General features: G+C 37.8%; 26 protein-coding genes. 5 read left to right on the forward strand and 21 right to left on the reverse strand.

Annotated features, from left to right (window positions below; all coding sequences use genetic code 11):
- Positions 1-26: 26 nt before the first annotated feature.
- From ACQKMV_RS09230 to prsW, 10 genes are all read right to left on the reverse strand, one after another.
- Positions 27-818, reverse strand: coding sequence for a hypothetical protein (locus tag ACQKMV_RS09230; protein ID WP_427503534.1), 792 nt, complete (start codon positions 816-818; stop codon positions 27-29).
- 22 nt (positions 819-840) lie between these two features.
- Positions 841-1,053, reverse strand: coding sequence for a DUF2768 domain-containing protein (locus ACQKMV_RS09235; RefSeq protein ID WP_427503535.1), 213 nt, complete (start codon positions 1,051-1,053; stop codon positions 841-843).
- A gap of 242 nt (positions 1,054-1,295) precedes the next feature.
- The gene (locus tag ACQKMV_RS09240) at positions 1,296-2,312 is read right to left on the reverse strand and encodes an NAD(P)H-dependent glycerol-3-phosphate dehydrogenase (protein ID WP_427503536.1); all 1,017 of its coding nucleotides are present in this window, start codon (positions 2,310-2,312) and stop codon (positions 1,296-1,298) included.
- Positions 2,313-2,496: 184 nt separating this feature from the next.
- Positions 2,497-3,807: a ribosome biogenesis GTPase Der gene (gene der, locus ACQKMV_RS09245; protein WP_427424664.1), complete on the reverse strand. Its 1,311-nt coding sequence runs from the start codon at positions 3,805-3,807 to the stop codon at positions 2,497-2,499.
- A 265-nt stretch (positions 3,808-4,072) separates the two neighbouring features.
- Positions 4,073-5,209 carry a 30S ribosomal protein S1 gene (rpsA, locus tag ACQKMV_RS09250; RefSeq protein ID WP_427503537.1) on the reverse strand — a complete coding sequence of 379 codons (1,137 nt, stop codon included), beginning with the start codon at positions 5,207-5,209 and terminating at the stop codon, positions 4,073-4,075.
- 102 nt (positions 5,210-5,311) lie between these two features.
- Positions 5,312-5,986, reverse strand: a complete 675-nt coding sequence (gene cmk, locus ACQKMV_RS09255) for a (d)CMP kinase (protein WP_427503539.1) — start codon at positions 5,984-5,986, stop codon at positions 5,312-5,314.
- A 164-nt stretch (positions 5,987-6,150) separates the two neighbouring features.
- Complete coding sequence (locus tag ACQKMV_RS09260) at positions 6,151-6,810, reverse strand: flagellar brake protein (protein ID WP_427503540.1); 660 nt, start codon at positions 6,808-6,810, stop codon at positions 6,151-6,153.
- 225 nt (positions 6,811-7,035) lie between these two features.
- Entirely contained in the window at positions 7,036-8,319 is a 1,284-nt protein-coding gene (locus ACQKMV_RS09265) for a PepSY1/2 domain-containing protein (protein WP_427503541.1), read from the reverse strand.
- A gap of 15 nt (positions 8,320-8,334) precedes the next feature.
- A complete protein-coding gene (gene sleB / locus ACQKMV_RS09270) occupies positions 8,335-9,156 on the reverse strand; it encodes a spore cortex-lytic enzyme (RefSeq protein WP_427503542.1) in 822 nt (273 codons plus the stop codon).
- Between the two features lie 182 nt (positions 9,157-9,338).
- Entirely contained in the window at positions 9,339-10,013 is a 675-nt protein-coding gene (prsW, locus tag ACQKMV_RS09275; protein WP_427503544.1) for a glutamic-type intramembrane protease PrsW, read from the reverse strand.
- 332 nt (positions 10,014-10,345) lie between these two features.
- Between prsW and ACQKMV_RS09280 the strand changes: the two genes are divergently transcribed.
- On the forward strand, positions 10,346-11,314 hold the full coding sequence (locus ACQKMV_RS09280; RefSeq protein WP_427503545.1) for an asparaginase: 969 nt from the start codon (positions 10,346-10,348) through the stop codon (positions 11,312-11,314).
- A gap of 28 nt (positions 11,315-11,342) precedes the next feature.
- Here ACQKMV_RS09280 and ACQKMV_RS09285 read toward each other — a convergent pair whose 3' ends face one another.
- The 8 genes from ACQKMV_RS09285 to ACQKMV_RS09320 all read right to left on the reverse strand — a co-directional run bounded on the left by ACQKMV_RS09285 (position 11,343) and on the right by ACQKMV_RS09320 (position 19,466).
- Positions 11,343-12,884: an aminotransferase class V-fold PLP-dependent enzyme gene (locus tag ACQKMV_RS09285; RefSeq protein ID WP_427503546.1), complete on the reverse strand. Its 1,542-nt coding sequence runs from the start codon at positions 12,882-12,884 to the stop codon at positions 11,343-11,345.
- Between the two features lie 4 nt (positions 12,885-12,888).
- Entirely contained in the window at positions 12,889-13,404 is a 516-nt protein-coding gene (locus ACQKMV_RS09290; RefSeq protein ID WP_427503547.1) for a glycerol-3-phosphate acyltransferase, read from the reverse strand.
- Positions 13,405-13,424: 20 nt separating this feature from the next.
- The gene (locus tag ACQKMV_RS09295; RefSeq protein WP_427503548.1) at positions 13,425-13,649 is read right to left on the reverse strand and encodes a hypothetical protein; all 225 of its coding nucleotides are present in this window, start codon (positions 13,647-13,649) and stop codon (positions 13,425-13,427) included.
- A gap of 140 nt (positions 13,650-13,789) precedes the next feature.
- Complete coding sequence (locus ACQKMV_RS09300; RefSeq protein ID WP_427503549.1) at positions 13,790-14,755, reverse strand: YpdA family putative bacillithiol disulfide reductase; 966 nt, start codon at positions 14,753-14,755, stop codon at positions 13,790-13,792.
- A 314-nt stretch (positions 14,756-15,069) separates the two neighbouring features.
- Positions 15,070-15,825, reverse strand: coding sequence for a metallophosphoesterase (locus ACQKMV_RS09305; protein ID WP_427503551.1), 756 nt, complete (start codon positions 15,823-15,825; stop codon positions 15,070-15,072).
- 160 nt (positions 15,826-15,985) lie between these two features.
- On the reverse strand, positions 15,986-16,765 hold the full coding sequence (locus ACQKMV_RS09310; RefSeq protein ID WP_427503553.1) for a LysM peptidoglycan-binding domain-containing protein: 780 nt from the start codon (positions 16,763-16,765) through the stop codon (positions 15,986-15,988).
- A 229-nt stretch (positions 16,766-16,994) separates the two neighbouring features.
- The gene (locus ACQKMV_RS09315; protein WP_427503554.1) at positions 16,995-18,437 is read right to left on the reverse strand and encodes a RecQ family ATP-dependent DNA helicase; all 1,443 of its coding nucleotides are present in this window, start codon (positions 18,435-18,437) and stop codon (positions 16,995-16,997) included.
- The gene (locus ACQKMV_RS09320; protein ID WP_427503555.1) at positions 18,438-19,466 is read right to left on the reverse strand and encodes a helix-turn-helix domain-containing protein; all 1,029 of its coding nucleotides are present in this window, start codon (positions 19,464-19,466) and stop codon (positions 18,438-18,440) included.
- Positions 19,467-19,573: 107 nt separating this feature from the next.
- Between ACQKMV_RS09320 and ACQKMV_RS09325 the strand changes: the two genes are divergently transcribed.
- Both ACQKMV_RS09325 and ACQKMV_RS09330 read left to right on the forward strand, forming a co-directional pair.
- Positions 19,574-19,822 carry a ferredoxin gene (locus tag ACQKMV_RS09325; RefSeq protein ID WP_053482601.1) on the forward strand — a complete coding sequence of 83 codons (249 nt, stop codon included), beginning with the start codon at positions 19,574-19,576 and terminating at the stop codon, positions 19,820-19,822.
- 361 nt (positions 19,823-20,183) lie between these two features.
- A complete protein-coding gene (locus ACQKMV_RS09330; RefSeq protein WP_427503556.1) occupies positions 20,184-20,966 on the forward strand; it encodes an enoyl-ACP reductase FabI in 783 nt (260 codons plus the stop codon).
- 84 nt (positions 20,967-21,050) lie between these two features.
- On the opposite strand, the gene ACQKMV_RS09335 is transcribed toward ACQKMV_RS09330, so the two are convergent.
- On the reverse strand, positions 21,051-21,722 hold the full coding sequence (locus tag ACQKMV_RS09335; RefSeq protein WP_427503558.1) for a peptidylprolyl isomerase: 672 nt from the start codon (positions 21,720-21,722) through the stop codon (positions 21,051-21,053).
- A gap of 175 nt (positions 21,723-21,897) precedes the next feature.
- Positions 21,898-23,103, reverse strand: a complete 1,206-nt coding sequence (locus ACQKMV_RS09340) for an MFS transporter (RefSeq protein ID WP_427503560.1) — start codon at positions 23,101-23,103, stop codon at positions 21,898-21,900.
- Between the two features lie 310 nt (positions 23,104-23,413).
- Here ACQKMV_RS09340 and ACQKMV_RS09345 point away from each other — a divergent pair, with 310 nt between their 5' ends.
- Together ACQKMV_RS09345 and ACQKMV_RS09350 are read left to right on the forward strand one after the other, a co-directional pair.
- Positions 23,414-24,238, forward strand: coding sequence for a methyl-accepting chemotaxis protein (locus ACQKMV_RS09345; RefSeq protein WP_427503561.1), 825 nt, complete (start codon positions 23,414-23,416; stop codon positions 24,236-24,238).
- Between the two features lie 17 nt (positions 24,239-24,255).
- The gene (locus tag ACQKMV_RS09350; protein ID WP_427503562.1) at positions 24,256-24,807 is read left to right on the forward strand and encodes a GNAT family N-acetyltransferase; all 552 of its coding nucleotides are present in this window, start codon (positions 24,256-24,258) and stop codon (positions 24,805-24,807) included.
- 51 nt (positions 24,808-24,858) lie between these two features.
- Here ACQKMV_RS09350 and ACQKMV_RS09355 read toward each other — a convergent pair whose 3' ends face one another.
- Positions 24,859-26,421, reverse strand: coding sequence for an SPFH domain-containing protein (locus ACQKMV_RS09355; protein ID WP_427503563.1), 1,563 nt, complete (start codon positions 26,419-26,421; stop codon positions 24,859-24,861).
- Positions 26,422-26,436 lie beyond the last annotated feature (15 nt).

Consider the following 26,436-nt stretch of genomic DNA (forward strand, 5'->3'; position numbering starts at 1 on the left):
CTCACAAATGTAAGGAGCTTCTTGATTTATTCTTTTTTAGTTTTGGCTTCTGCCTCTTTTTTTGCTTTTTCTATAGCCTTTTCTCTAGCTTTTTTTGCGTCACTATTATAGGCGTCCATAAAGTAAATTGTCTCACCTTTTTCATCTACTGTATACGGGATAGAATAAGCTGGTACTACTGGGTATTTATCGACAAGTAGCTGACGAATATCATCTCCTGGCTTTACATCAGGCTTGTCTTCTTTTAGTAGATGACCTAAATCTATTGAGTAGTCGACATGCATTTCGCCATCGCCTGTCATAAATATTGGTAATTCGGTACCTGAATAAGGGCTTTTCACCGTTACATCTGTTTTATAGCCCAATTCATTAAAGTTAATTTGATATACATTATCTGAAGATGCACCCTTTATCGGTAAATATTGGGTAGAAAGTTTACGAATATTAATTTCACGAATTCGCTCTGCAGCATTTAAATCTACCAATTTTACTTTTGCTTCATTCTCAGGATCCCAAATAATATATTGGAAAATCCCACCCTTTTCATAGGCGTTTCCAGGAATTTGCGCAAGATATTTAGGCATTAGTTTTTCAAAATCAATTAAATATTTTATATATAAATCAGTATCTAGCTCACTATTTTTAATCGGAACTAACCCACCAGTTGCTTCACGATATTCATCAACCGCACGCTGAACCGCAGCTAATTGGTCAGGGTCAGGCACTAATTTTGCCCTTTTTTCGTCTTCTGGATATGCACAACCTACTAGAAGTACAGCAGTTGCTATTACCAAAAGAAAAGCACTTAGTTTTTTCATTTCACTTCCACCTCATCATTTTTTATGCTGGCCATGTAGCTACAATAAGTACCATTAAAAATGTGCCAAGTCCAAACAGTATGTATGCAAATAAATTTACGATTGTACGTAAAAAAACATTCGAAATCTTATTACGGGCTAAATAAATTAAACCAACAGATATAATCAAAAAGCCGATACAATAAAATGATACCCACATTACATCAAGCGCAGGCAAATGTGCTAACGGACCCATTCAAAATAACCACCTTTCTTCAACATCACGAAACAATCAAAGTCTATTATACTATGTGCTTCAGCTAAAAAGAAATAGTGTCCAATAACTATCATTAAATGGACAACCTTGATTATTCAACTAAAACACACAATAAGGCGTCTCAGTTATAATCTGAGACACCTTATTTATGTCCATTTTATGACAAAATTAATAGAATAGATCAGGTATGTTAATCACCATTTTTATCCATTCATATTAATTTAGTACATCATGTCATCAATTTCTCGCTTTTTCATACGCATCATTAATGCATCAACCGCTACTTTCGGTTCTATATCACTAAATAGAACACTATAAAGCACCGTAGTAATTGGCATAGCAACGTCATATTTCTCTGCTAATTGATAGGCAGCTTTGGTTGTACGTACCCCCTCAACAACCATGCCCATTTGGTCGAGTACCTCTGGCAGTTTCATTCCTTGCCCCAGTAAATTACCTGCACGCCAATTACGAGAGTGCACGCTTGTACATGTTACAATTAAGTCCCCCATGCCTGTAAGTCCTGAGAATGTAAACGGATTCCCCCCCATATTAACACCAAGACGTGAAATTTCAGCCAACCCTCTAGTAATAAGTGCTGCTTTGGCATTATCACCGTAATTTAAGCCGTCTGAAATACCCGCAGCTAATGCGATTACGTTTTTTAATGCGCCACCTATTTCTACGCCAACTACATCTATGTTTGTGTAGACACGGAAAAATTGGTTCATAAATAAATCCTGCACTTTTTCTGCAGCTTTAATGTTTTCACAAGCTGCCGTAACAGTTGTCGGGTGGTGTAAAACAACTTCCTCTGCATGACTTGGACCTGAAAGCACGACAATTTCTTCTACAAATTCTGCTGGTAGACTTTCTGCTAGAATTTCTGAAATTCGTTTTAATGTATCGGGCTCAATCCCCTTCGATACATGAACAAACAGTACTTTTTTATCGAGGGTCGCGATCATTTTTTCACACACTTCTCGAATAGCCTTAGTAGGCACGGCTACAACAATTGTCCCCGAATGAGCAACTGCCTTAGCAATATCACTTGTTGCATACAAATTTGTCGGCAGCACCGTCTCAGGTAAATACTTCTTATTTGTATGCAGGTTGTTAATTTCTTCAGCTTGATCAGTTCGATGAGTCCATAGAAGTGTATCATGCCCATTTTCTGCAAGTACCATTGCAAGCGCTGTACCCCATGAGCCTGCCCCTAACACACAAACTTTTTCCATTCAAAATCCTCCCTTGTTTAGAAAAGGTAATTCACTTTTATTGATTACGAAATATGCTAGAGAAAGGCTTACAACAGTAACCCTTTCAAAGCAATCTTATTAGAAATATTAACTTCCCTCTCTTGTAAAAAGACGCCACCCAACAATTATTGTCGGGCTGGCGTATTGTATGTGTATATTTTTCCTAAGCACGAGCACGGGAAATTAATCGAATTGGCGTTCCTTCAAAATCAAATGTTTCTCGGATACGGTTTTCTAAAAATCGTTCGTAAGAAAAATGCATTAACTCTGGTTCATTAACAAACACCACAAACGTAGGTGGCTGTATCGCAACTTGTGTAGCATAATAGATGCGAAGACGGCGGCCTTTATCAGCTGGTGCTGGGTTACGTGCCACAGCATCTTCAATCACTTCATTAAGGATAGATGATTGAATACGCATTGCATGGTTTTCACTTACACGTTGTATAATCGGTAAAATTTGATGTACACGCTGCTTTGTATTGGCCGATACAAAAATAATTGGTGCATAGTCTAAGAATAAGAAATGCTCACGAATTTGTTGCGTAAAGACGTTCATTGTTTTTTCGTCTTTTTCAATCGCATCCCATTTATTAACAACAATGACAACAGCTTTTCCTGCTTCATGTGCATAGCCTGCAATTTTTTTATCTTGTTCTTGAATGCCTTCTTCTGCATTTAGAACAACTAAAACAACATCAGAGCGTTCAATTGCACGTAACGCACGCAATACAGAATATTTCTCTGTCGTTTCGTACACTTTCCCTTTTTTACGCATACCTGCAGTATCAATAATGACATATTCCTGACCATCATATTCATAAGGCGTGTCAATAGCATCTCGAGTAGTACCCGCGATATTACTTACAATAACGCGATCTTGGCCTAAAAATGCATTTACCAACGAAGATTTCCCAACATTTGGACGACCAATTAACGAGAATTTAATGACCTCGTCCCCATATTGATCTTCATCCTCATTTGGGAAATGCTTTGCACATTCATCCAATAAATCCCCTAAGCCTAAACCGTGAGAACCAGAAATTGGCCAAGGCTCACCAAAGCCAAGCGCATAGAAATCATAAATCATCTCGCGCATGTCTGGGTTATCAATTTTATTGACTGCTAAAACGACCGGTTTTTTTGTTTTGTATAAAATTTTTGCTACTTGCTCATCAGCAGCTGTTACACCTTCACGACCATTTGTCATAAAGATAATAACGTCTGCTTCATCAATGGCGATTTCTGCTTGTTGACGAATTTGCTCTAAAAACGGCTCGTCCCCAATCTCAATACCACCTGTATCAATAATATTAAAATCGTGTGTTAACCACTCTGCCGAACTATAAATACGGTCGCGTGTAACTCCTGGAATATCTTCCACAATCGATACACGTTCTCCAACGATACGATTAAAAATCGTCGACTTACCTACGTTCGGACGACCTACGATGGCTACTACTGGTTTCGTCATCTGTACTTCATCCTTCCAACTTCTTGTCTTTCGCTATTATACACGAAAAATGCCATTATATCATATCATATCCATAAAAGTGCGCGCTATGTATCGTTCTATCCATCTCTTTGGGATTTTTTACATCGTTTCCTCTTCTATCTGGGGTCGACTGGTTAAATCATTCTATCCAGCTCTTCGATAGCTTTATCCGTCACTTCGGCTGTTCTATCCGTTTTCCCCATAAAAAAAGCGAGGACACAAACTGTATCCCCGCTTGTCTAGTTTATTTAAAATTTTTCAGTTTATCGCCAATGACATCACCGAAAGAGAAGCCTGTGTTTTCTTCTGGTAATTCATAGTCAATTACTTCCGCTGCCTCAGGATTTTCAAGTAAATCTTTAATGCTTAATGCTAAGCGGCCTTCTTCAGCATTTACATCAAGCACTTTCACTTGTACCTCTTGTCCTTCTTTTAAAGCCTCATGCGGCGTGTTAATATGCTTATGCGCGATTTGAGATATATGCACTAAACCTTCTACACCTGGGAAAACTTCTACAAATGCTCCGAATGAAGTAAGACGTTTTACTTTCCCCTCTAACACTGCACCTTTAGCTGCATGCTCTTCAATGTTCGACCAAGGGCCAGGAATCGTTTCCTTAATGGATAGCGAAATACGCTCATTTTCCGGGTCTACAGAAAGGACTTTTACTTTCACTTCTTGTCCTTCAGATAAAACCTCGCTCACATCACTCACATGCTCATGAGACACTTGCGAAATATGCACGAGACCATCAAATCCACCAAGGTCAATAAATGCACCAAATGATGCGATACGCTGTACTTTACCATTTAAAACATCGCCAGTTTTAATTTGGTTAATGACATTTTTCTTTTGAGAAGCTTTTTCAGCTTCCACTACAGCACGATGTGATAAAATTAAGCGATTTTTTTCTTTATCAAGCTCAACAATTTTAAAGCTAAGAGATTTGCCTTTATAGTCTTCAAAATCATCTACAAAGTAGTCTTCTACTAGGGATGCTGGAACGAAGCCACGTACTCCTAAATCTACGACAAGACCACCTTTAACAATATCTTTTACTTCCGCTTCGAAAATTTCCTCAGCGTTGAATTGTTGCTCAAGTGAATCCCATGCTTTTAAAGCATCTACTTTACGTTTTGATAATACATAGTTTTCTTCTTCTACCTTTGTAATCATCAACTCTAACTCATCTCCAACAGAGATTACGTCAGACGCTTTTTCAATGTGTAAGCTTGATAATTCACTTATTGGTACAATACCATCAAACGGTGCACCTGGAATAGAAACAGTTACCGATTTTTCATCAACCTGCACTGCAATACCTTTGACGATATCACCTTCGTTAAATGTTTGTTCTGCATAGTTCATTTCTTCAGACATATGTAACCCTCCTTCGCATCTTCCCTTACTATTTTATTCGATATTGAAGACAAAGACAAAAATAAATCCTTTAAATTCAAAAAATGTCTGAAATTTTCGGATTTATACCATTTTTTCTTGCGCTAATTTTAAAATGGCCTGTGCTGCATCATCAATTGACAATGCTGTCGTGTCTAAAAATATAGCATCTTCTGCTTGAATTAGTGGCGATGCTTCACGCTCGCTATCCATTTTATCGCGCAGGGCAATTTCTTCTTGAAGCTTCTTAATAGACGATTCAATTCCTCGCTTTTGATTGTCAATAAAACGACGTCTTGCTCTCTCTTCTACAGTTGCAGACATAAAGATTTTTAGTTCTGCATTCTTTAATACATGCGTAGCAATATCTCGGCCATCCATAACAACACCACCATTAGCCGCAAGATTTTGTTGCTGTGCTACTAATAGTTCACGTACTTTTGCATGAGCCGATACTTCTGAAACAGATGAAGTTACCTCATTTGATCGAATTTCTGCCGACACATTCTCCCCGTCTAAAAAGACAAGTTGCCCATGAGGAGAAGGTTTTAATTCAATTGTGCTAGATGCTAACATCTCTGCTAAATTTGTTTCATCATCTAAATGTATGTTTTGTTGCATTGCTTTATACGTCACTGCACGATACATTGCACCTGTGTCGATATAAGTAAATCCAAGTGCCTCTGCAACAATTTTTGCGATTGTGCTTTTGCCAGCACCAGCCGGCCCATCAATCGCAATTTGAATGTTTTTCTTCATATTCTCCCCTACTTTCTATCACACCATATTGTATCATAAAAAAGCCCTCTTCTAGCAGAGGGCTTTTTTAAATCAAATTAATACTCGAATTGAATGTGTGCTAAAATCCATGTAAATTGCCACTCACAATAGAGTTAGGAAGACTATTAATAATAGTAAAAAAATCAAGCATCAAAAGGATTTATTTCTTTACGACGATTTATTAACTGACGTTCAAAGCAGAAACGAACAATATGTTGTTGGTCTACATCATCTGTATCTGTTAGCTGTATAGTTGCAATTTTTTTGTCATCTTTTTCGAATATACGAACAACCGTCGCATCCGTGATGACGTATTTTACATCCCCATTGACATATGGTAAAACAAGAGTTAACTTAACATCATCATCATCTTGGAAAGCAATTGCCCCTTTCAAGATAACTGCTAAACCACCTGCGCTAACATCCGCTGTTACTAGCTGATATTTGTAATCTTTAAACTGTATCGCTATATCTACAGGCGTTTCCACACGAACATATTCGCGGCGTTGAATTTTGATAAATTCATCTTCCTTTGGACAATGCAACATAATCATAGGTATATTACCAGCTTTACGCCCAATCACTTCTGTATTGAAAGCAAATGATTGTTTATCCTCCGTGCGAAAAGTTGCTCTAAATTCAGAACCATCTATTAAAAAAGCTGTTTTCTTTGTGGCAATATTTATTGGATAGTCGATGTAAATAATGTTTTCTTTTTGTTCTACAACTTTACAGCGGAATTTTTCAACACGCTCTGTATAAGTTGGTTCAAGTTCTAATTGTGTACCAATTTTTATTTCCATGAGCATCTCCCCGAACACAAATATACTTTTATTATCGCATGAGATGCCCATTTTGGCTATATATGATCTGGTAATTTTTTGGCTCATCACCATAACGTGGAGTTGATTTTCGTTCCAACTAGGGGCCGTACTAGGGGTGTCACTTCCTCTAATCAACTTACAAATGGCATACGTTTCAACAAACGCCATCCCAATCTTCGGTGATGGACAAGTTTTTTTCTTGAATTACGTTAAATATTCCACTTTTAAAACATTGTGATTTTCAGCGTCAATAACAATTCTGAATGTTTCTTGCGTGTTTTTATCGCGGACTGCAATTACCTCATAACAAAGGCGTTGTTCAAATTGACCGTTATCTGTATAAATATTTCTTACTTCTTCTACTTTCACATCGTCACCGAAGAAAGTTTTCCAATCAATTGGTTTTGCAGTTTGTGGTTTAATCGTCTCTGCCTGAATATATTCCATCGCATTTGCACCGAGTAACTCGCCTGTATCTTTAGCAAGTTTTAATTGCACCCCATCTGCATAAATCAATGCGTTATCACCAGGGTGAACACGTGCAAATGTTATATGCCATGCTTGATGGTTTTCACGAGATTCCACAAATGCAACATCATTCATTCCGAGTCGTTTTACATATTCTTCAGCTTTTTTCATAATTTCATCTTGTGATAGTCTTGCTTCATCTACTGGACGTTCCACTAAATAGGATATTAAATGCCCACCCTTTTCTGTTAGATCGACATATCCTAATCGAATACCTTGGTGGAATTGAATATGATAAAACGGATATGGTGCAGTATCGCTACTTCTCGTAACAGTAAATGTTGCATCTTTTATGATTGGGAATAAATGTTTTACTTTTTCCAATGCTTCTTTTTCAGTAATGACTGAATCTTGTAATGCTTTAAGATCTATTTTTTTCTGCCAATCCGATTCACTTAATGTAAGCGGGAAGTCCTTTTCGCCGTAATCCTTTAATGTCTTTTGTACATTATCAAATGTTGTATTTGGGTTCTTAGTGTCTACTTGTCTTAACCAGACATCCATCTTACCGTTGTTTTTATAAAAATCTACCGTTGCTGCTGACCATTCATCCGAAAGTGATTGTAAATTTGTAGAGACTTGTGGCATTTTTTCTCGCCAAGCTTGATAATCACCTGTTTTGGCTGTTTTCTTTGCCTCATCTCCTAGGCGCCCTAAGTAACTAAACCAGTCGCTCGACATTTCCTGTCCGATAGGAATATTCGACATAGAAGATTGAACGTCAGAGCTTAGTCGCCAAACAGAATCTAACTCATTGTGAATGGCATTGTCATCTTGAAACAATAGAGATTGTGAAACAGCTTTTTGTAGATGCGATAATTTCTCCGATGCATCCGTTAAATTATCTGTGTACTGAGCTAGCACAGTACGTTGTAAACTTACATTTTCTCCGTGCATATGAATGCTATATGCCCCTAAGCCAATAACTGCCGCAGTGAGTATAACGAGCATAGTTTTCATTTTTTTCCTCCTTTCTTATGAACAGAAAATGTGTTCTCCAATTCGTTTAATTTGAGGTCGTGACCAAATCCACTTACTTGTAGCTGTTTTGGGATTAAAATAATAAAGCGCATTTTCTGAAGGATCCCATCCATTCATAGCATCAAGAACTGCTTCTTTTGCACGTTCATTTGGTTCAAGCCAAATTTGTCCATCTGCCACCGCAGTAAATGCTAGTGGTTGGAAAATAATACCTGAAATAGTATTTGGGAATTCAGGACTTTCCAAACGATTTAAAATAACAGCCGCTACTGCTACCTGACCTTCATAAGGCTCTCCCCTAGCTTCACCATAAACCGCATTCGCCATTAACTGTACATCTCTGTCAGTATACTTTGGTGGTACTTGCGTTTTAGTCCCATTATTATTACTACTACCACTACTTTTACCTCCACCACCACCGCCGCCAGTGTTTGTTTTCACTTGCCGTTCAAGTGGCGTGCCACCATAATAAGTAAATTGATTTCCTGCATTTAATTGAGCTTTAACCCATCCTTCATCGTAATCTGAATTGCCTGATAAAGTTTTTTTAGTTTTAGCACCAGCTATTCCATCTACTGGTAAACCATATTTCTCTTGGAAATTTCGTAAAGCCCAATATGTGTTATAGCCAAATTTGCCATCAATTTTACTTTTATAAAATCCTAAGTATTGTAGCCTTGCCTGTAACTCAATTACATCATCTCCATAAGCACCACGAGAAATCTGTTGCTCGGTAAATGCAATGGCGTCATTTTGCGGAATAGCAAATATACTAATCCCCAACATCAAAGCAAAAACTATGCTTACTAAACGCATTATTATCACTCCTTTTTTTCATAGCTTGAAACAAACAACTCATTTTATACATATCAATTTTGCCTCGGCAAAATAGAGGAGGAAGATTCCTGTAGCTGACGCTTTGCTTTCGCTACAGAAAACATTGTTGAAAGAAGTTAAAAAATAGAAAAGCGCAGAAATCTTTTTTAGATTTCTACGCTTTATATTTTTTTATGCATATGCAAATGTTGTACTAGGTGATAGTGAGCGAGCTTGACTTTTCGTAGCCCAAACCACCACAAAAATAGCATAAAAGGTATCATTAAATATACCCAATACCCTTTGAATGATAAAATTGTATTATATAAAATGTGTAATACTACCGGTGCACAAAGCGCCATAGCAATCATTTCTTTCGTCTTTGCATGCTTTGAAAACTTGGCACGTCCATAATAATAGCCCATTACAACACCGAACAAAGCATGACTTGATACGGGTAATAATGCACGCATAAATGCAGTATTCAAACCGAAAGAAAATAAATAAAGCACATTTTCTATCGTGGCAAAACCAAGAGATATACTTGCACCATACAGTATGCCATCATAGGGATCATCGAATTCTACATGATTATAGATTGCGATTAAAAGCACAAACCATTTAAAAAACTCTTCAACTACACTAGAAAATACTACATCTTGTAGATAAAGATAATGAAAGACCCCTTCCTCTGTTAATACATATTGTAGAAACATGATTGGGAACGTTAAAAATGCGCCATACAAAAACGTTTGAAGTAAGGTTCTTCTTGGCTCCGTTGCCATCTGATTGCGCAAATAGAAGTAACTAAAAAGCGCTAGACCGGGAGCAATGGCAGCTGATAATAAAATGATCATGATGCCGGCTCCTTTCAAAAAAATCAATTTTCACCTTGACATTATTATGTTGAGATTTTAAATTATGTTAGCACAATTTAAAATTCGACATCCTCACGAGGCTATAAATCACCACTTTGTCGTTTCGTAGGATGTAAAATTCCTTAGCCTAAGTTTATCTTTTTCAGTCGTTTTTTGGACACCCAAATAATACATTCGTATATCTCAGGTGGAAAACTTCTGTAACATTAAGCTTTCGTTTTCGACAAAAAATATCTGTTACATGAAGATAAACTGCTATTATTATACCATGATATGACATAAAACTTTTTAAAAGGAGATAATATTTTTTTATGAAAAAAACAATTTTATTAATTCATACAGGTGGAACAATTTCTATGGCGATGAGTGAAGAAGGTGCGGTTATGCCTAACAAGGAAAATCCTCTAATAAAGGAAAGCAACAAACTTGATGCACTTGCCACAATTATTGAAATGGAGGCTTTTAACCTCCCATCACCACATATTACACAAAAAGAAATGCTTAAATTACGTAATCTGATTATCGAAAAAGTTGCGGAGGAGCAAATTGATGGCGTTGTTATCACCCATGGTACTGATACATTAGAAGAAACAGCATATTTTTTAGAGTTAACAACTGATTTATCAATTCCTATTGTCTTAACAGGTGCAATGCGCTCCTCAAACGAACTTGGTGCAGATGGTATTTATAATTTGGTAGAAGCCGTTCGTGTAGCCGTAGCTGAAGAAGCTCATGAGAAAGGTGTGCTTGTTGTCATGAATGACGAGGTCCATCTTGCTGTTAACACTACAAAAACGAGTACCAGTTCAGTAAATACCTTTCAGTCACCTCAATATGGCCCGATCGGACTTATTACAAAATCAAGAATATTAATTCACCATGCCCCTATCCGCCGTCAATATGTAGATGTCGATGGATTATCAAAACGAGTAGCCATGCTGAAAGTGTATGCTGGCATGGAGGTTGACTTACTTGATGTAGTACTCGCATGTAAATATGATGGCGTTGTGTTAGAAGGCCTTGGACAAGGCAACGTCCCTCCAACAGTTGTTAAAGGTATCGAAAGTCTTTTAGAGCGCGGTATTCCTGTCATACTCGTATCCCGTTGTTTTAACGGTATCGCAGAAGGTGTCTACGGCTATGTTGGTGGTGGCAAAATGCTCGAAGACTTAGGCGCTATATTTGCAACTGGTATTAATGGTCAAAAAGCGCGATTAAAATTATTAATTGGGCTCAACAAAGTTGGAACTCCTCTTGATTTAAAGGAATTTTTCATGTAAGGCTAATGTATTCGATACTCCCTTTTGCTTATGCATCTAAAATTTGCTTATAATAATCCAAGATATTATGTAAATGATTGATTGCTATCTCAAAATCTGGCTGAATAACAGACAGCTGTATGAAATTTCTTTCACGTAAGTATTGGCTATCCGAATGAACATAAAAACCATTTAATTTTAAATCTCTCTGTAGATTTGCCAAAGCCTTAGGAAGTTGTAAAGTGATTATCATTGGATACTGTCTAGTTGAAACCTGATATTGCATAAATGGTAGCTGCAGTAATGTTTTAAAGCGTTGCTGTAGCTGTCCATATCTTTCTGGATATGCTTGTAATGCTGCAGTAACATTTGCAACAAGTACTGCTGGTAATGTAAATGGAATTGCACCTTGCTGGTAATTAGCTAAATCGAGGTAAGCAGGTAATGTCGTAGAAGATTTCACAATGTTTTGCGAAAAAACAAAAGCCAAGCCACTAAGTGCACCAATTGCTTTTCCACTCACCGCAGTCGCTAAATAACAATCTTTTAAAGAAAATGGCATTGCTCCGAAAGAACTAATACAATCAATGCAAAGCTTTATATTATAACGCTTAGTAAGCTGTAAAATTTCCTTTAAATCATTACAAGTACCAGTCGACGTTTCTCCATGTACTACAAGAAGCCATTGATAAGATCTGTTTAGCAAATAAGAGTCCAGCATATTTGTATCAAATGAACTTCCCCAATCTTGCTCGATTACATCAAAATCTAATGACCATCTCTCTGCTTGTTTTCGAAGACGTTCTCCAAACTCACCATTTGTTAAAATTAGTCCACACCCTAATTGTTGAGCCTTCAATTGCCCCAGCATTACTTCATTTGCCAATGTCCCTGTTCCTACAATTGTAGCTACATGCTCTGCCTCTGATAATTGAAGCAACTTATTTCTCATTTGCTCAAATAATGATTGAAAGCCTAACGAACGATGAGAAAGCTCAGAATACATAAATGGTTCGCTTTGTTTCACTGGACCTGGATAAAATGTATGGCACTCCTTCGCAAGTCTTTGCTGCAAAGACTTTTCAAATTGCCGTCTCATTAATACCATTGGTAAAAATAAAGCATCTTCTGTCCCTGTAGCAGGTGCAAATTGGGTAAATCCCATTTGCTTATAAAGTTTCTCTTCACGAGTAGTACCTGAGATAACCGCTGCCGAGTAACATTTTTCGTATGCAAAAGCAGTTAATGCCTGTGTCAACTTTAGTAGTACCCTTCCTGTTCGATATGCCCTCTTGACGGCAAGCAATCGAATTTCACATAGCTTAGTACTAATCTCCTTTGATAAATACTGCTCAACCTTTCCTATCTTTTCATCAATTGAAAACGGCCTTTGATCTCTAAATGCAAGCATGCCAATTAGTTCTATTCCTTTATAAACAACAATATATGTATTTTCATGATGAAAACGGTCAACTTTTTTTCTTTCGGGATTGGGTTTATGCTGTGGAATTTCTTCGACAAAGGTTTCATAATTTAATCGTGCAATTTCCTCAAACTCCGCTTCCGTATGCGCAATTTTACACCAATACATAAAATCACTTCCTTTTTTTTAAAGCTTCTTTAATATTTGACATATGCTTAAAAATCATCAAAATCATTGCTACTAGTATTGGAAAATATAACATTAATTTATCAGTATAAAAAATAATTCCAACATAAAATAGAAAGCCACCTAGCATACTAAGAGTTAAACTTCTAGTGACACTTAGTGTAATAGCTGAACCCACAACCATCATAAAAAATAAGCTCGGTGATAATGCCAAACCTACACCTATAAAAGTCGCTACTCCTTTTCCTCCATTAAACTTAAGCCAAAATGGAAACATATGACCAATCATGCCCAAACTAGCGCCTAAAACGATTTCCCATTCTTCGAAATGCAATAAACGTCCTGCACCAACAATGAGCACACCTTTTAAAGAATCCCCTAAAAAGGTCCATAGAAAAGCACCTTTCCCAATCACACTACCAGCATTTCTAGCCCCTAAGTTTTTACTTCTTTCTTCCTGTAAATTAACACCATACGCTTTTCCAACGAAATACGCCGTCATAAAGTTCCCTACAATATAACTTAGAAACCAATATAAACCAAGCATACTTTCACACCTTTTTTATCAACTTCGATTAGAGAAATATTGCTTATCACCATAACGGGGGTTGATTTCCGTTCCGAATGGACGCTTTCCTGCGGGCGTCTTCCGTTGCTTTGCTCACTATCCGTCACTTTGGCTCTTCTTTCCGTCACTTTGGCTCTTCTTTCCGTCGCTTCGGCTCTTCTTTCCGTCGCTTTGCTCACTATCCGTCACTTTGGCTCTTCTTTCCGTCGCTTCAGCTCTTCTTTCCGTCGCTTCGACTCTTTTTTCCGTCGTTCTAGCTCTTCCATCCGTCACTTTAATAAAAGCTGTATAAGCTTACATGCCTATACAGCTTCTAGTGCTATTTCGCTCTTTCTACAATTGTCTTTGCAATACAATCGCCATGGAAACGGCCATTTTCAATAAAAATTTCATTGGCATTATTTCCAGCTGCAATAACTCCCGCAATGAATAATCCTTCTACATTCGTTTCCATAGTTTCCTGATTAAAGAAAGGACGACCCGTTTCATAATCAATAGAGACACCCATTGCTCGAATAAATGAATGGTCTGGATGATAACCTGTCATCGCAAAAACAAAATCATTTTTTAAAATTTTCTTGCTACCATCAATTTCTACTACAACCTCATGCTCACGGATTTCCAGTATATTTGTATTGAAATGCATATGGACTTCTCCATTTCGTACTACTCCTTCAAATTCTGGTAAAACCCATGGCTTGATGCTAGGTGAATACTCACTACCACGATAGGCTACAGTGACGCGAGCTCCAGCTTTATTCAACTCAAGCGCCGCATCCACTGCCGAATTTTTTCCACCTATCACAAGAACATCAGTATCAAAAAATTCATGTCCCTCTTTAAAGTAATGGAAGACTTTAGGTAATTTCTCGCCTGGGATGTTTATATAATTTGGATGGTCATAGTAACCTGTTGCGATTACAACATAAGGTGTTGTATAAACCCCTTTATTAGTCGTTACTGTAAATACCGCTCCATTTTTTACAACGCTATTTACTTTCTCGAAGCGGTTTACTTGAATATCTTTCAAACGCGCAACTTCTCGATAATAAACTAGTGCTTGATTTCGCTTTGGTTTACGACCTTCAATAATAAAGGGCACATCACCGATAGCTAGACGTTCACTCGTGCTAAAAAAAGTTTGATGTGTAGGGTAATTGTAAATCGCATTTACGATATTTCCTTTTTCAATGACAATTGGCTTTAATCCAATATTTTGCAAGGCTATTGCTGCTGCTAAACCACATGGGCCGCCTCCAACAATAATTGCATCTACTTGCTGCATTTCTTGACACTCCTATCAACTTTGTATCAGCAATTTGCTAATACTTTACTTTTAACTTCTTTCAGAAGAAGTCTCCCACCTCTATAGACGGTGAGATGAATGCGGGTTTAAGTTACTTTTCAGCGGGTGTCCAAACATCCTCTGAAATAAGTTAAAGCCTCCGGCGGATGTCACGGAAATCGGAAAGGAGTTCTTTGTGCATGCACAAAGCCGATTCCGGACGCAATTATGCCAAGGCATAATTGATTAATCGGGCTTTTACCGAATAATTCCTTATAGCTTCCATTATACGCCTTCTATCGAGTTTTGGTTGTTTATTTACCCGAAATTTCAATGTCAATAATATGACACTGTGGTCTCGCGCCAAGTCGGAAAGGTAATAATGTCGTACCATAGCCGTTACTTACTAACGTCATCACACCTTCACGCTCTCGATATGAGCCGTTCGGATGCACACCGTATGGGCCAATTCTAATTTGACCACCATGTAAATGCCCACCAATCATTAAATCTGCTCTAAATTTTGCACGGACTCTTGCAAAAACACCAGGGTTATGTGAGATGAAAACAACTAAGTCTTCCTCTCCTACCTTTGTAAATGCTTCATCAAAGCTGTATTTCATTGTAGATGTGTCTTCAATTGCATTTAGCCAAAAGCGATTTTTTTTAGGTAATAATACAGCATCATTGGCGATGATCTGAACACCATGTTCCTGTAAAATACTTCGTAATCGCTCTTCACCTACTTCTCTGTCATTATTACCCCATACAAAATAAGTTGGTCCTAAAGGCGTTAATAATTTTAGGTTGTCATGAATACGTTGAATAGGTGTGCGTCCATCTGCAAAATCTCCACCAATAATAACAGCATCAAAATTACCATCTAACTGCTCAATCATCTGGCGATTAATTTTGCGTAAATGTGTATCCGAAATAAAAAACAGTCGAATCTTTTCCTGTTCACCCTTTAATAGCAATTGATGATGTAAAACATTATTTTCATGTGCCACCTTCAACATATAAAGTAGGAACGCGATGACTACTAAAACAAATAGTCCAATATAAATCATTCCCTCACATCTCCTTACGAAAGCAAAAAGACGATTCGTTATAATGAAGAATCGTCTTTTTACTAAATCAGACGTACGCCTCAACCATATTTGGTTTTAACGTTTGTCCATTATTTTATACTAGAAAAACTCCATTGCCAAAGAATGACACCCGCTTTTCTTATGGTAACTTAATAACTTGCCCAACCATTACATTATTAGAAGACATACCGTTTGCTGCACGAATTTTCGAAAGTGTTGCTTCACTTCCATCACCGTAGTGATTCAATGCAATACGATATAGATTTTCATTTTGCTTTACAGTATGGGTACTTGCATTAGCAGATTGTTTTGCTTCTTCTGCTTTACGTGTTTCCTCGGATTTTCGTGCTTGTTCAGCCTTTTTAGCCTCTTCCGCTTTTCTAGCCGCTTCTGCCTGCGCTATTCTAGCTTGCTCAGCTTTTTTAGCTTCCTCAGCTTTTCTAGCTTCTTCTGCCTTCTTGTCTGCTTCAGCCTTTTTCGCTTCCTCAGCTGCCTTCTGTTCAGCTGCTAATTTCTCAGCATCTTTTTTAGACGGCTCCTTTGATTTGTTTGCTTTGTCTGCTTTGTCTGCTTTTTCGCCTTCTTTGTTTTTGTCAGTTGATGCAGATACCTTAGTTTTATCCCCTGACTTGTCAATCTCTACAATTTGATCCGAAGAATTTTTTTCAGCCTCTTCAATTGTTTTACCAGGTTCATAGAATTTTAAAAAATAGACTAATATCGATAATGGAATTAAGATAAAAATTACAAAAAGAATCGTCATTAATGGCGGTTTTCGCTTTGTATTTTTTGGCTTTTTATTGTCATTTCCATTTTTATTCATTCTTGAAACTCTAGATAAAGCTTGCTGTTCTTTTTGTTCTTCTTCAAAAGATTGACGATGTTCTTCGATTTTATCGCGATAATCTTCTTTACTCATTCGCCTTTCCTCCAACCTTAACTACGCGTTCTATCATTCTATTATGACGAATTTTGCGAAAAAAGTAAATGACCGTCAGTTATAGTCTAAAAAGGGCATATCACCATAATGTAAGATTGATTTCCGTTTCGACTCGCCTCTTTCCTGAGGACGTCCAGTCTTCACTCCAATCAACTTGTATATGGCATACGTTTTAACAAGTGCCATCCAGACTTTTGGTGATGTGCTTCTATAAACCCATTAAGAGTTGCTTTAACCGACTTTCCCATGGAATCATTTCTATTTTCTTCTCTTCCTTCAAGCGTACTTTATTGATTTCATCATAATGGATTCCACAATTTTCACAACAATTTTCCGGCTTTTTCAACAATTTTTGCCCAAAATACCCGACTAGCTGTGTCCGAATACAGTCTTTTGTCTGAGTAATTTTTTGCATTTTATCGACTGCACGATATTTTTCAAGTGCCAAATGATTTAGACGTACTTTAACTTGTTCCATCATTTCTTGTTGTAGCCAGTAATCAAGCACACGAAAAGCGGTTTCACTCAGCTCTCCATTTTTCAGCATTTGAGAAGGGTGTATTTGTTGATTTAATAGTTCCTGATAACGATCGACATGACTGGGAGTTGGCAAATCGCCTGTTACAACAAATTTCGCAAGTTCCTCGTCACTATCACTATAAAGTAAAATCGCGAGCGCTGGTTGACCATCTCGCCCTGCGCGGCCAATCTCCTGCATGTAATTTTCTACATTAGCAGGCATCGTTTCATGGATGACCTGACGAATATCTGACTTATTGATACCCATTCCAAAAGCATTTGTGGCTACAATCCAGTCGAGTTCCCCGTCAATAAATTGTTGCTGAATAAACTGACGGTCCTCAGCACCGTAGCCAGCATGATAAGCTGCCGCTCGTATACCTGCCTGTATAAGGGCTTCGCTATATTGTTCAGCACGTTTTCGCGATGACATATATAATATACCCGGTCCTGCAGTCTCTTTAACATGCTGTAAAATCCAGTGCACTTTATCTGATCTGTCCTCAAATACGACACGCCCAAGATGAATATTAGGTCGATCCACATTATATAAAAATTCAAATGGTGTCTGTAGCGACAATGTATCTCGTATATCATTAACTACTTTATTCGTCGCAGTCGCTGATAATGCTAAAACCGGTGGACGATTTTCTTGTGAAAACCATTGTCCGATTCGTAAATAATCTGGGCGAAAATCAAAGCCCCATTGAGAAATACAATGTGCTTCGTCCACTACGATAAGACCTAGCTGCATTTGTGAGAGCTTGTCCTGAACTTGTTGCTGTAAAAGCATCTCTGGTGACGTAAATATAAAACGAAACTGCTCTAAAAAATGTAACACATATCGTTTTTCACTTAAGGTTAAAAATGAATTTAAAGCAACTACCCTCTTTTCACCAAAGCGTTTTAGCTCCTCCACCTGATCCTGCATTAGAGAAAGCAAAGGAGAAACAATTAATACAGGCTTCTGCAAAATATATCCCGGCAACTGATAGCAAAGTGACTTCCCCATTCCTGTTGGTAATAAAGCAACAACATCTTTTTCTTCTAGAATTGCTTCAATGACCTCTTTTTGGCCTGGACGAAATGTAGTATAGCCAAAATACTTTGTTAATGTTTGTTCAAGTTCCATTTATACTTCTCCTTTCGCGAGGACAAGCTTTAACTGGAAATAACTCATACCTTCAACCACTTCATGCAATGTTTTCAATTTTTTTGTTTGATATTGTTTCGATGCCTGCCAAACTTTTTCCGCTTCTTCATAAGAGACGAATGGACCAATGGAAAAGTTCGGTTCATACATGGCTAATTCTACTAAATGATCCTCAATTGTACTTTGTTTTAGTTTCCTTATTTGCACAATTTGTTCAATCGAATAGCCCTGTTCATACAATTGTGCTGTTTGCTGTGCCGAATCGGTTAATAAAGCTTTTACTTTTAATTCCTCTGCCATTTTACCAAGTAACGGATAATCATTTGTCTGATGAACTTCATTTAATAATGTATGTAGCAATTCTATAAACGCTAATTGACAATCTAAAACTGTTTCCTTACGTTCACTAGCCAGCTGCTGCCACGTCCATCCTGGTAAACTATTGCCACTCAATCGATAGAGGACAAGCTGTTTGTTAGCGTCAGGCAAGGGTAACACAGAAAGCACACGTTCACATTCTTCCAATAATCGCTGCTGTAAATGCCCATCTTGATAGTTATGCTCGACTAAAAATGTACGAACCCACGACTGAATATTCGTATCCCTACTAATGGGAGAAAAAGAACGAACCCCAGCACTTTGATAGGATAAACTTTGTACAATTAATGAGAGCCTCGCAAAAAATACATGCTCATTTCCCCTATAATGCCACCCGTCAAATAAAAAATCTGGTGTCTGCTCCGCTCGCTGTAAACCTAGCTTTTGCATAGAATAATGACCAGATTCTTGCATAATTAACCAACTATACTGCAAAAATGTAGATACTTCTTCATCAAATGTCTTCCGTGGTAGCTTAGGTAATAGCCCGAAATAATTATGTAACTGAAATAGACCAATGTCTTGAATAGTCTGACCTGAGCGCTTTCCTTTTAATACATGATAAGCAGCAGAAATAGTACGTTCGTTGTTTAGTTTTTGAAAGATTTGCAATAAAATTTGATGAAACATAAACGCAAATTCCTCCAATTTAATAGTATTTATGTTGAAATGTAAGATAAACATCTTTAAAATGAGAATGAAGCTTTGTAGGAACATGTAAAAGGAGAGATATAAAAATGGCTAAATTCACAATTGTTGATAAAGATACATGCATAGCTTGTGGCGCTTGCGGAGCCGCAGCACCGGATATTTATGATTATGATGATGAAGGTATTGCCTTCGTTATTTTAGATGATAACATGGGAACTGCTGAAGTTCCAGAAGATCTACTAGAAGACATGCAAGATGCTTTCGAAGGATGCCCAACTGACTCAATCAAAGTAGCAGATGAAACTTTTGATGGCGACTCATTAAAATTCGAATAGTCTTAGTATCTTTAAAGGCATCCTTAACTGGGTGCCTTTATTTTATCCCCTCTTTACAAATATCAAAATTTTTCTGGCTCATCACCATAACCTGTTGCAACTTTTGGTGATGAGCCAATTTTCTACATACGAATCACTTAGTAACAGATTCTTATACCATGTTTATTAATTTAAATTTCTTGCAGCAAAAATAACATCTACTACATTCGTCTCTAACATCCTAAAGATGAATCTTTTTGTACTTTTCAAAGTAAAGTTGGTCACTCTTTTCATCTTGTTATTGCAACCATTTTTTATGTATGATAAGATTTTAGTAGTTGGTACTAATAACAGATATTATTTCATAAAGGGGTTCTTATAGATGATGGATAATTTATTACAATTAAAAGATAAGAATGTTGTCGTAATGGGCGTGGCAAACGATCGAAGTATTGCTTGGGGTATCGCTAAACGTTTATTTGACGTAGGTGCAAATGTTATTTTCACATATCGCCAAGAACGTTCATTAAAAAAATTACAAAAGCAATTAGAGAATATCGGACAATCCGATTCACTGATCGTACAATGTGATGTCAACAGCGACGAAAGCACAAAAGCAGCTTTCGATGAAATCGGTACAAAAGTAGGCGTAATCCATGGGATCGTGCACTCAGTAGCCTTTGCCAATGCAGAAGATTTACACAATCGCTTCTTAGAAACAACTCGTGATGGCTATGCATTTGCACAAGATACTAGCGCCTATTCCCTTATTTCTGCAGCAAAAGCCGCACATCCTTATATGACTGAAGGCGGTTCTATCGTAACAATGAGTTACTTAGGAGCAGAGCGAGTACTTGATGGCTATAATGTTATGGGTGTAGCGAAAGCTGCATTAGAGGCATCTATGCGCTATCTTGCTGCAGATATCGGCAAAGATAATATTCGCGTTAATGCTATCTCAGCTGGAGCGATTCGCACACTTGCTGCAAAAGGAGTTCCTTCATTCAATACAATTTTACACAAAATTGAAGAAACAGCTCCATTAAAACGTAATGTTCAACAAGACGAAGTGGCAGATATGACAATCGTGATGCTATCTCACTTATCACGCGGTGTAACAGGCGAAACGATTTACATCGACGCAGGCTACAATATTATGGGATAAATACAAAGAAGCATGGAAGATCATCCTCGATCTCTCATGCCTCTTTTTTTCATAATATATCTAAATTAATTAATTTCGCAGCTGTTATTTTAGTACCTTTGGAGCTGGATAATCAAAGCCTTTTGTATCTACTTCCACCTTTTTCATCTGCTGATCTTTTATTGGCTTCTCTCCATCTCGTTCAGCAGCAGCGATAGCATCTACTGTTTCCATCCCCTCGATCACTTTTCCAAAGGCAGCATATTGACCATCAAGCTGCGGTGTATCCTTTACCATAATGAAAAATTGAGATCCCCCAGAATTCAGATCCTGCGAACGAGCCATTGAAATGACACCGCGTTTATGCTTTAAGTCATTTTTAAAACCATTTAATGAAAACTCACCTTCTATTGAATAGCCTGGTCCACCCGTACCATTACCCAATGGATCTCCACCTTGAATCATAAAATCAGGGTCAACTCGATGGAAAATAAGACCATCATAAAAACCTTTTTTAACTAAGGAAATAAAATTAGCTACCGTATTCGGCGCTGTAGAAGGCTCTAATTCGATTACAATTTTTTCATCATTGTTCATCGTAATCGTTACAATTGGATTTTCCTTCACATTTGATGAATAATCCACTTTTTCTTCCGTTTTCTTTGCCGTATTTCCCTCCGATTGCCCACTTTCTTTAGCGGCTCCACAACCCGTCAAAACGAATGTTAACGCCAGCAAAGCAAAGACAAAAGTAAATCCTTTATAACGAGTAAACATATTCTTTCAACTCCTCTTTATAACCAGTCTACTCATTATACTATCAGATAGTTTATGACAAATCATTTTTATAAAAGATGATGAAGTTTTTATATTTACGTAAATATAAAACTATCAAATGGTGCCTCAAACAAACTACCTATTATGAATGCGAACAAGATAATTAAAACAATCTCTATTGCCCTACTGCAATGCGCTGTTTAGCAATAATACCCCTCAGTAAAAAGGATAATAGGCATGCAACAACTAAAAATACAGCAATCATTACAATAACGCCTCCCCAGCCGTAATGCATCCAAAATATCCCTCCTACTGTTCCTCCAACACTTGAACCAAAGTAATAGAAAAATAAATAGAGTGAAGACGCTTGCGCTTTATCATGAGTGGCTCGTTTACTTACCCAGCCACTGGCAATCGAGTGTGCCGCGAAGAAACCAAATGTAAAGATTGTAATCCCTAAAATTTTCAAACTAAGTAGCCCATTTAATGTAAAAATTGCCCCTGTAAACATAATTGCAATGGACAATAACAGCATCTTTTGACGACCATATTGATCAGCTAGACTACCAAACCAAGCAGAGCTAAAGGTACCTACTAAGTAAATCACAAAAATCCAACCAACAATTGTGGCACTTAAATTATAAGGTGGTGCCATCAATTTAAAGCCAATGTAGTTATAAAGGGTCACAAAGCTTCCCATTAATACAAAGCTAATACCAAAAAGACAAAGCATAGATGGATCCTTCAAATGCTGCAAAAGAGATGTAGCCAATGATTTGAACTGCAATGGACGTGCTGTAAAATGCTTGGAGTTAGGTAGCATCCAGATAAATAACACGCTAATTATAAGACTGATGACACCCAGTACAATCATCCCCACCCGCCAATTGTAAAGATCCGTTAATGTCCCTATAATAACTCGTCCACTAAGGCCACCTACCGAATTACCACTTATGTATAAGCCCATCGCAATACCTAAACTAGCTGGATCCATTTCCTCACCTAAATAAGCCATCGCAATTGCTGGCAATCCTGCAAATACAACGCCCTGTATAACACGTAACACTAATATCGTTTCAAAATTAGGAGAAAAGGCAAGTGCAAGTGTAATAATAGATGCTGCAAAAATAGAAATCGTCATCAAAGATTTCCTGCCCCATGCCTCTGATAATGAACCAACAATAATCATACTGATAGATAACGCAAAGGTTGTCACAGAAAGCGTTAAACTCGCAACTGCAGGTGATACATGAAACTCCTTCGCAAATGTTGGTAATAATGGCTGTGAAACATATAAGTTGGCGAAGGTAATAAAGCCCGCTAAAAATAAAGCCCAGTTTGCTTTATAAAACGTCTTAGTCCCCTTTTGAATGTAATCCATTTCTCTCTCTCCTTAACGTTCTTCCAATTCTACTATTATTCTAATACAATATTCTTCAAAACACACGATACTCCGTCAAAAAATGGACAAATTTATCTCTGTTTCTAGAGTCACGCACATTATTTTATTTGACAATTTTACAGCGACTATTATTACATATTAGACTAATTATCCATATATAAATTTATTTTTTATCTATTTTGAGTTGGCAATTATTGTGTTACAGTGAAAGTAATCATCTAGCAATCATTGTCAATCTAAGCTCCGATGACTAAACTATTTTTCGTTGCACAGACTTGGAGGAATGTTCATGAAAATTATTGAAGCTTTAGCCCTTTCAGCACCCTATATCCACCTTGCATTAAAGGAAGAGGCAATTGTGGCTGTCATTGAGAAGGAAAATGAAACAGTTGTAAAATATTTAGCTGGCAACAGTGTAGATTCAGGCTATCACGATGGACAAAAAGTAAATGCTAATGATCAAAATGTTTTCATTGCCTTTAATGGAAAAAATGCTGATGTCATTATACCAAAGGATGTATACGGAGTTGCCATCAATGCTTTTTCATTTCCAATCCGCGAAAATGGTAAAGTCGTAGGTGCCCTAGCATTTGGACTGCCAATCGACAATGAGCTTAAACTCGAGGATTATATGAGTACAATGGATAGCATTGTAAACAGCTTACAGGACAAAGTACATAATATTGCCTCACATTCAGAGGAATTAGCAGCAACAAGTGAGGAAATCAACAAACAGGCACAGCACGCTCTTGAAGATTCAGAGAAAACAAATGAAGTAACAGATTTAATAAAAAGTATTTCTCGCCAAACGAATTTACTCGGCTTAAACGCATCTATTGAGGCGGCTCGTGCGGGTCAGCATGGCGCTGGCTTTAACATCGTAGCGCAGGAAGTAAGAAAGCTCTCCTTCGAAACATCCAGCGCCACTGAGAACATTGAAGCATCACTACGAAATATAAATAGAAACCTTGAAAACCTGAAGCAAAATATGGGTCAAATCAATGACGCAACAAACGAACAGGCTCAACTCGTTCAAGATTTTAGTGAAATTATTGAGGAGTTAACAGTTCTTAGTCATGAAATGAAGGGCTTTATGCATGATGCCTTAAAATAATAAAGAGGTGAAAAACATTGCAAATTACAATTAATTCGGAATTATCCTTACGTACTATCGAATTAGAAGATGCTAATGCTGTTTTTGCCTTAACAGATACATCACGAGTATATCTACGTGAATGGTTGCCTTGGCTGGATTTCACAAAAGAAGTAGCCGATACAACGGCCTATATAGAAGGCTGTATAAAAGGATACGAAGCTAAAAGTAGCCTCTCTCTTGTCATCATTTTTCGAAATGAAATAGTAGGCATTGCTGGCTTTAATACGATCAATCATAGCAATAAAATTGCTGCTATTGGCTATTGGCTTAGTGAAGGCGCTCAAGGACATGGTATTATGACGAAGACAGTACAAGCATTATTACAATATGCTTTTGAGGATTTACAGCTCAATAAGATAGAAATTCGTGCAGCTGTAGGTAACGCAAAGAGCCGTGCCATCCCTGAGCGATTAGGCTTTACAAAAGAAGGAACGATTCGCGCAGCAGAATGGCTTTACGATCATTATGTTGACCATGTTGCTTATGGTATGCTCGCTAGCGAGTGGAAACAAATTAAGGAAAAATAGAGGGTACTCAAAAATAGCCGCCTGATATCACATATCAGGCGGCTATCTCTATTATTGTTCTACAGTTTCTTTTATTTCATCTCGCGTTTCATTGACTGTAGCTGGTGCTTGCTTTCCTAAGCCTACTGCTATTTGCTCTAGCTCAGGACGCAATGTATGCTTACCTGCATAGCTTTCGATGAGTTCCTTAACATCAATCCCTGAAGTCTCCTTCAACGATTCCTGTAATGTTGACATTAAATTCGTTGCGTAGGCAGTTACTTTATTAGCACCGCCTCCTCCTTCCCCACCACCAGTATCAACAACCGTAATCTTATCGATATTGCCAAGTGGACTCGCAAGCTCTTTCGCATATTCTGGCATCATACGTACAATCATATCGAGGACAGCTGCTTGACCATAGTATTCGAAGGCTTCCGCAATTTTACGTTTTGCCTCGGCTTCTGCCAGACCTCGAAGTCGAATAATATCCGCATCTGTTTCCCCTTTTGCACGCTCAGCATCTGCTTTCGCAAGACCATCCAAACGAATTTTCTCCGCTTCGGCTTGTGCTAATGATTCGATACGGTATTTCTCCGCATCTGCCTGCGCTAGCTCACGCATTTTTGCTGCTGCTGCATTTTGCTCGATAGCATAACGATCAGCATCAGCCTTTTTCTTAACTTCTGAATCGTATTGCTTCTCACGACGTAAAATCTCTTTTTCTTCTAACTCAATTTGCTTTTGACGTTCAATAATGCGAATTTGCATTTCCTGCTCTGTTACTTCCTGCTTTGCACGTGCTGTTTCTAACTCATACGCTTGGTCTGCACGAGCTTTTGCAATATCTTGCTCACGGCGATATTCAGCCACTTTTAATTGATTTTCTTTTTCTGCTTCTGCAATTTCAGTTGCACGTTCAAGCTCTGCCTTTTGTGCTTCTTTCGATGCTTCGGCACGCTTAATACGCGTCTCCTTTTCAGCATCTGCAGTAGCAATATCCGCATCACGTTTAACTTGTGCAATACGAGGCTTACCAAGCGATTCTAAGTAACCATTTTTATCACGTACATCTTTAATCGTAAAGGAAACGATTGTCAGACCCATCTTCGCCAAGTCCTGAGATGCAACACGTTGTACTTCCTGAGAGAATTTATCACGGTTTTTATAAATTTCCTCAACCGTCATTGAACCTAAGATTGAACGTAAATGACCTTCTAACACTTCACGCGCCTCATTTTCACGCTCTTCCTTTTGCTTCCCTAAAAACTGCTCCGCTGCCGTTGCAATTTCAGAAATGGAACCACCAATTTTAATGATAGCTGTTCCATCGGCCATAACGGGTACACCTTGTTCCGTATACACTTCAGGTGTTGTTACATCAAGCTTACTTGACAATAAGCTTAATGGATGTGCCTGCTGGAAAATCGGGAATACAAATGTACCGCCACCACGTATAATTTTTATACGATTTCCTGACTCATCTTTATGTACATTTTTTGAGCCAAGATAACTACCTGTCACAATCAATGCTTCATCAGGACCCGCTGTACGATACTTAGTCACATAAAGTCCAACTAGTGCGATTAAAACAAATGCTACAATCCCTATAACAATTAAAATTTCCGTTGACATATAAATATCGCTCCT

Source organism: Lysinibacillus sp. NPDC094403, from assembly GCF_050278745.1.
Taxonomy (GTDB): domain Bacteria; phylum Bacillota; class Bacilli; order Bacillales_A; family Planococcaceae; genus Lysinibacillus.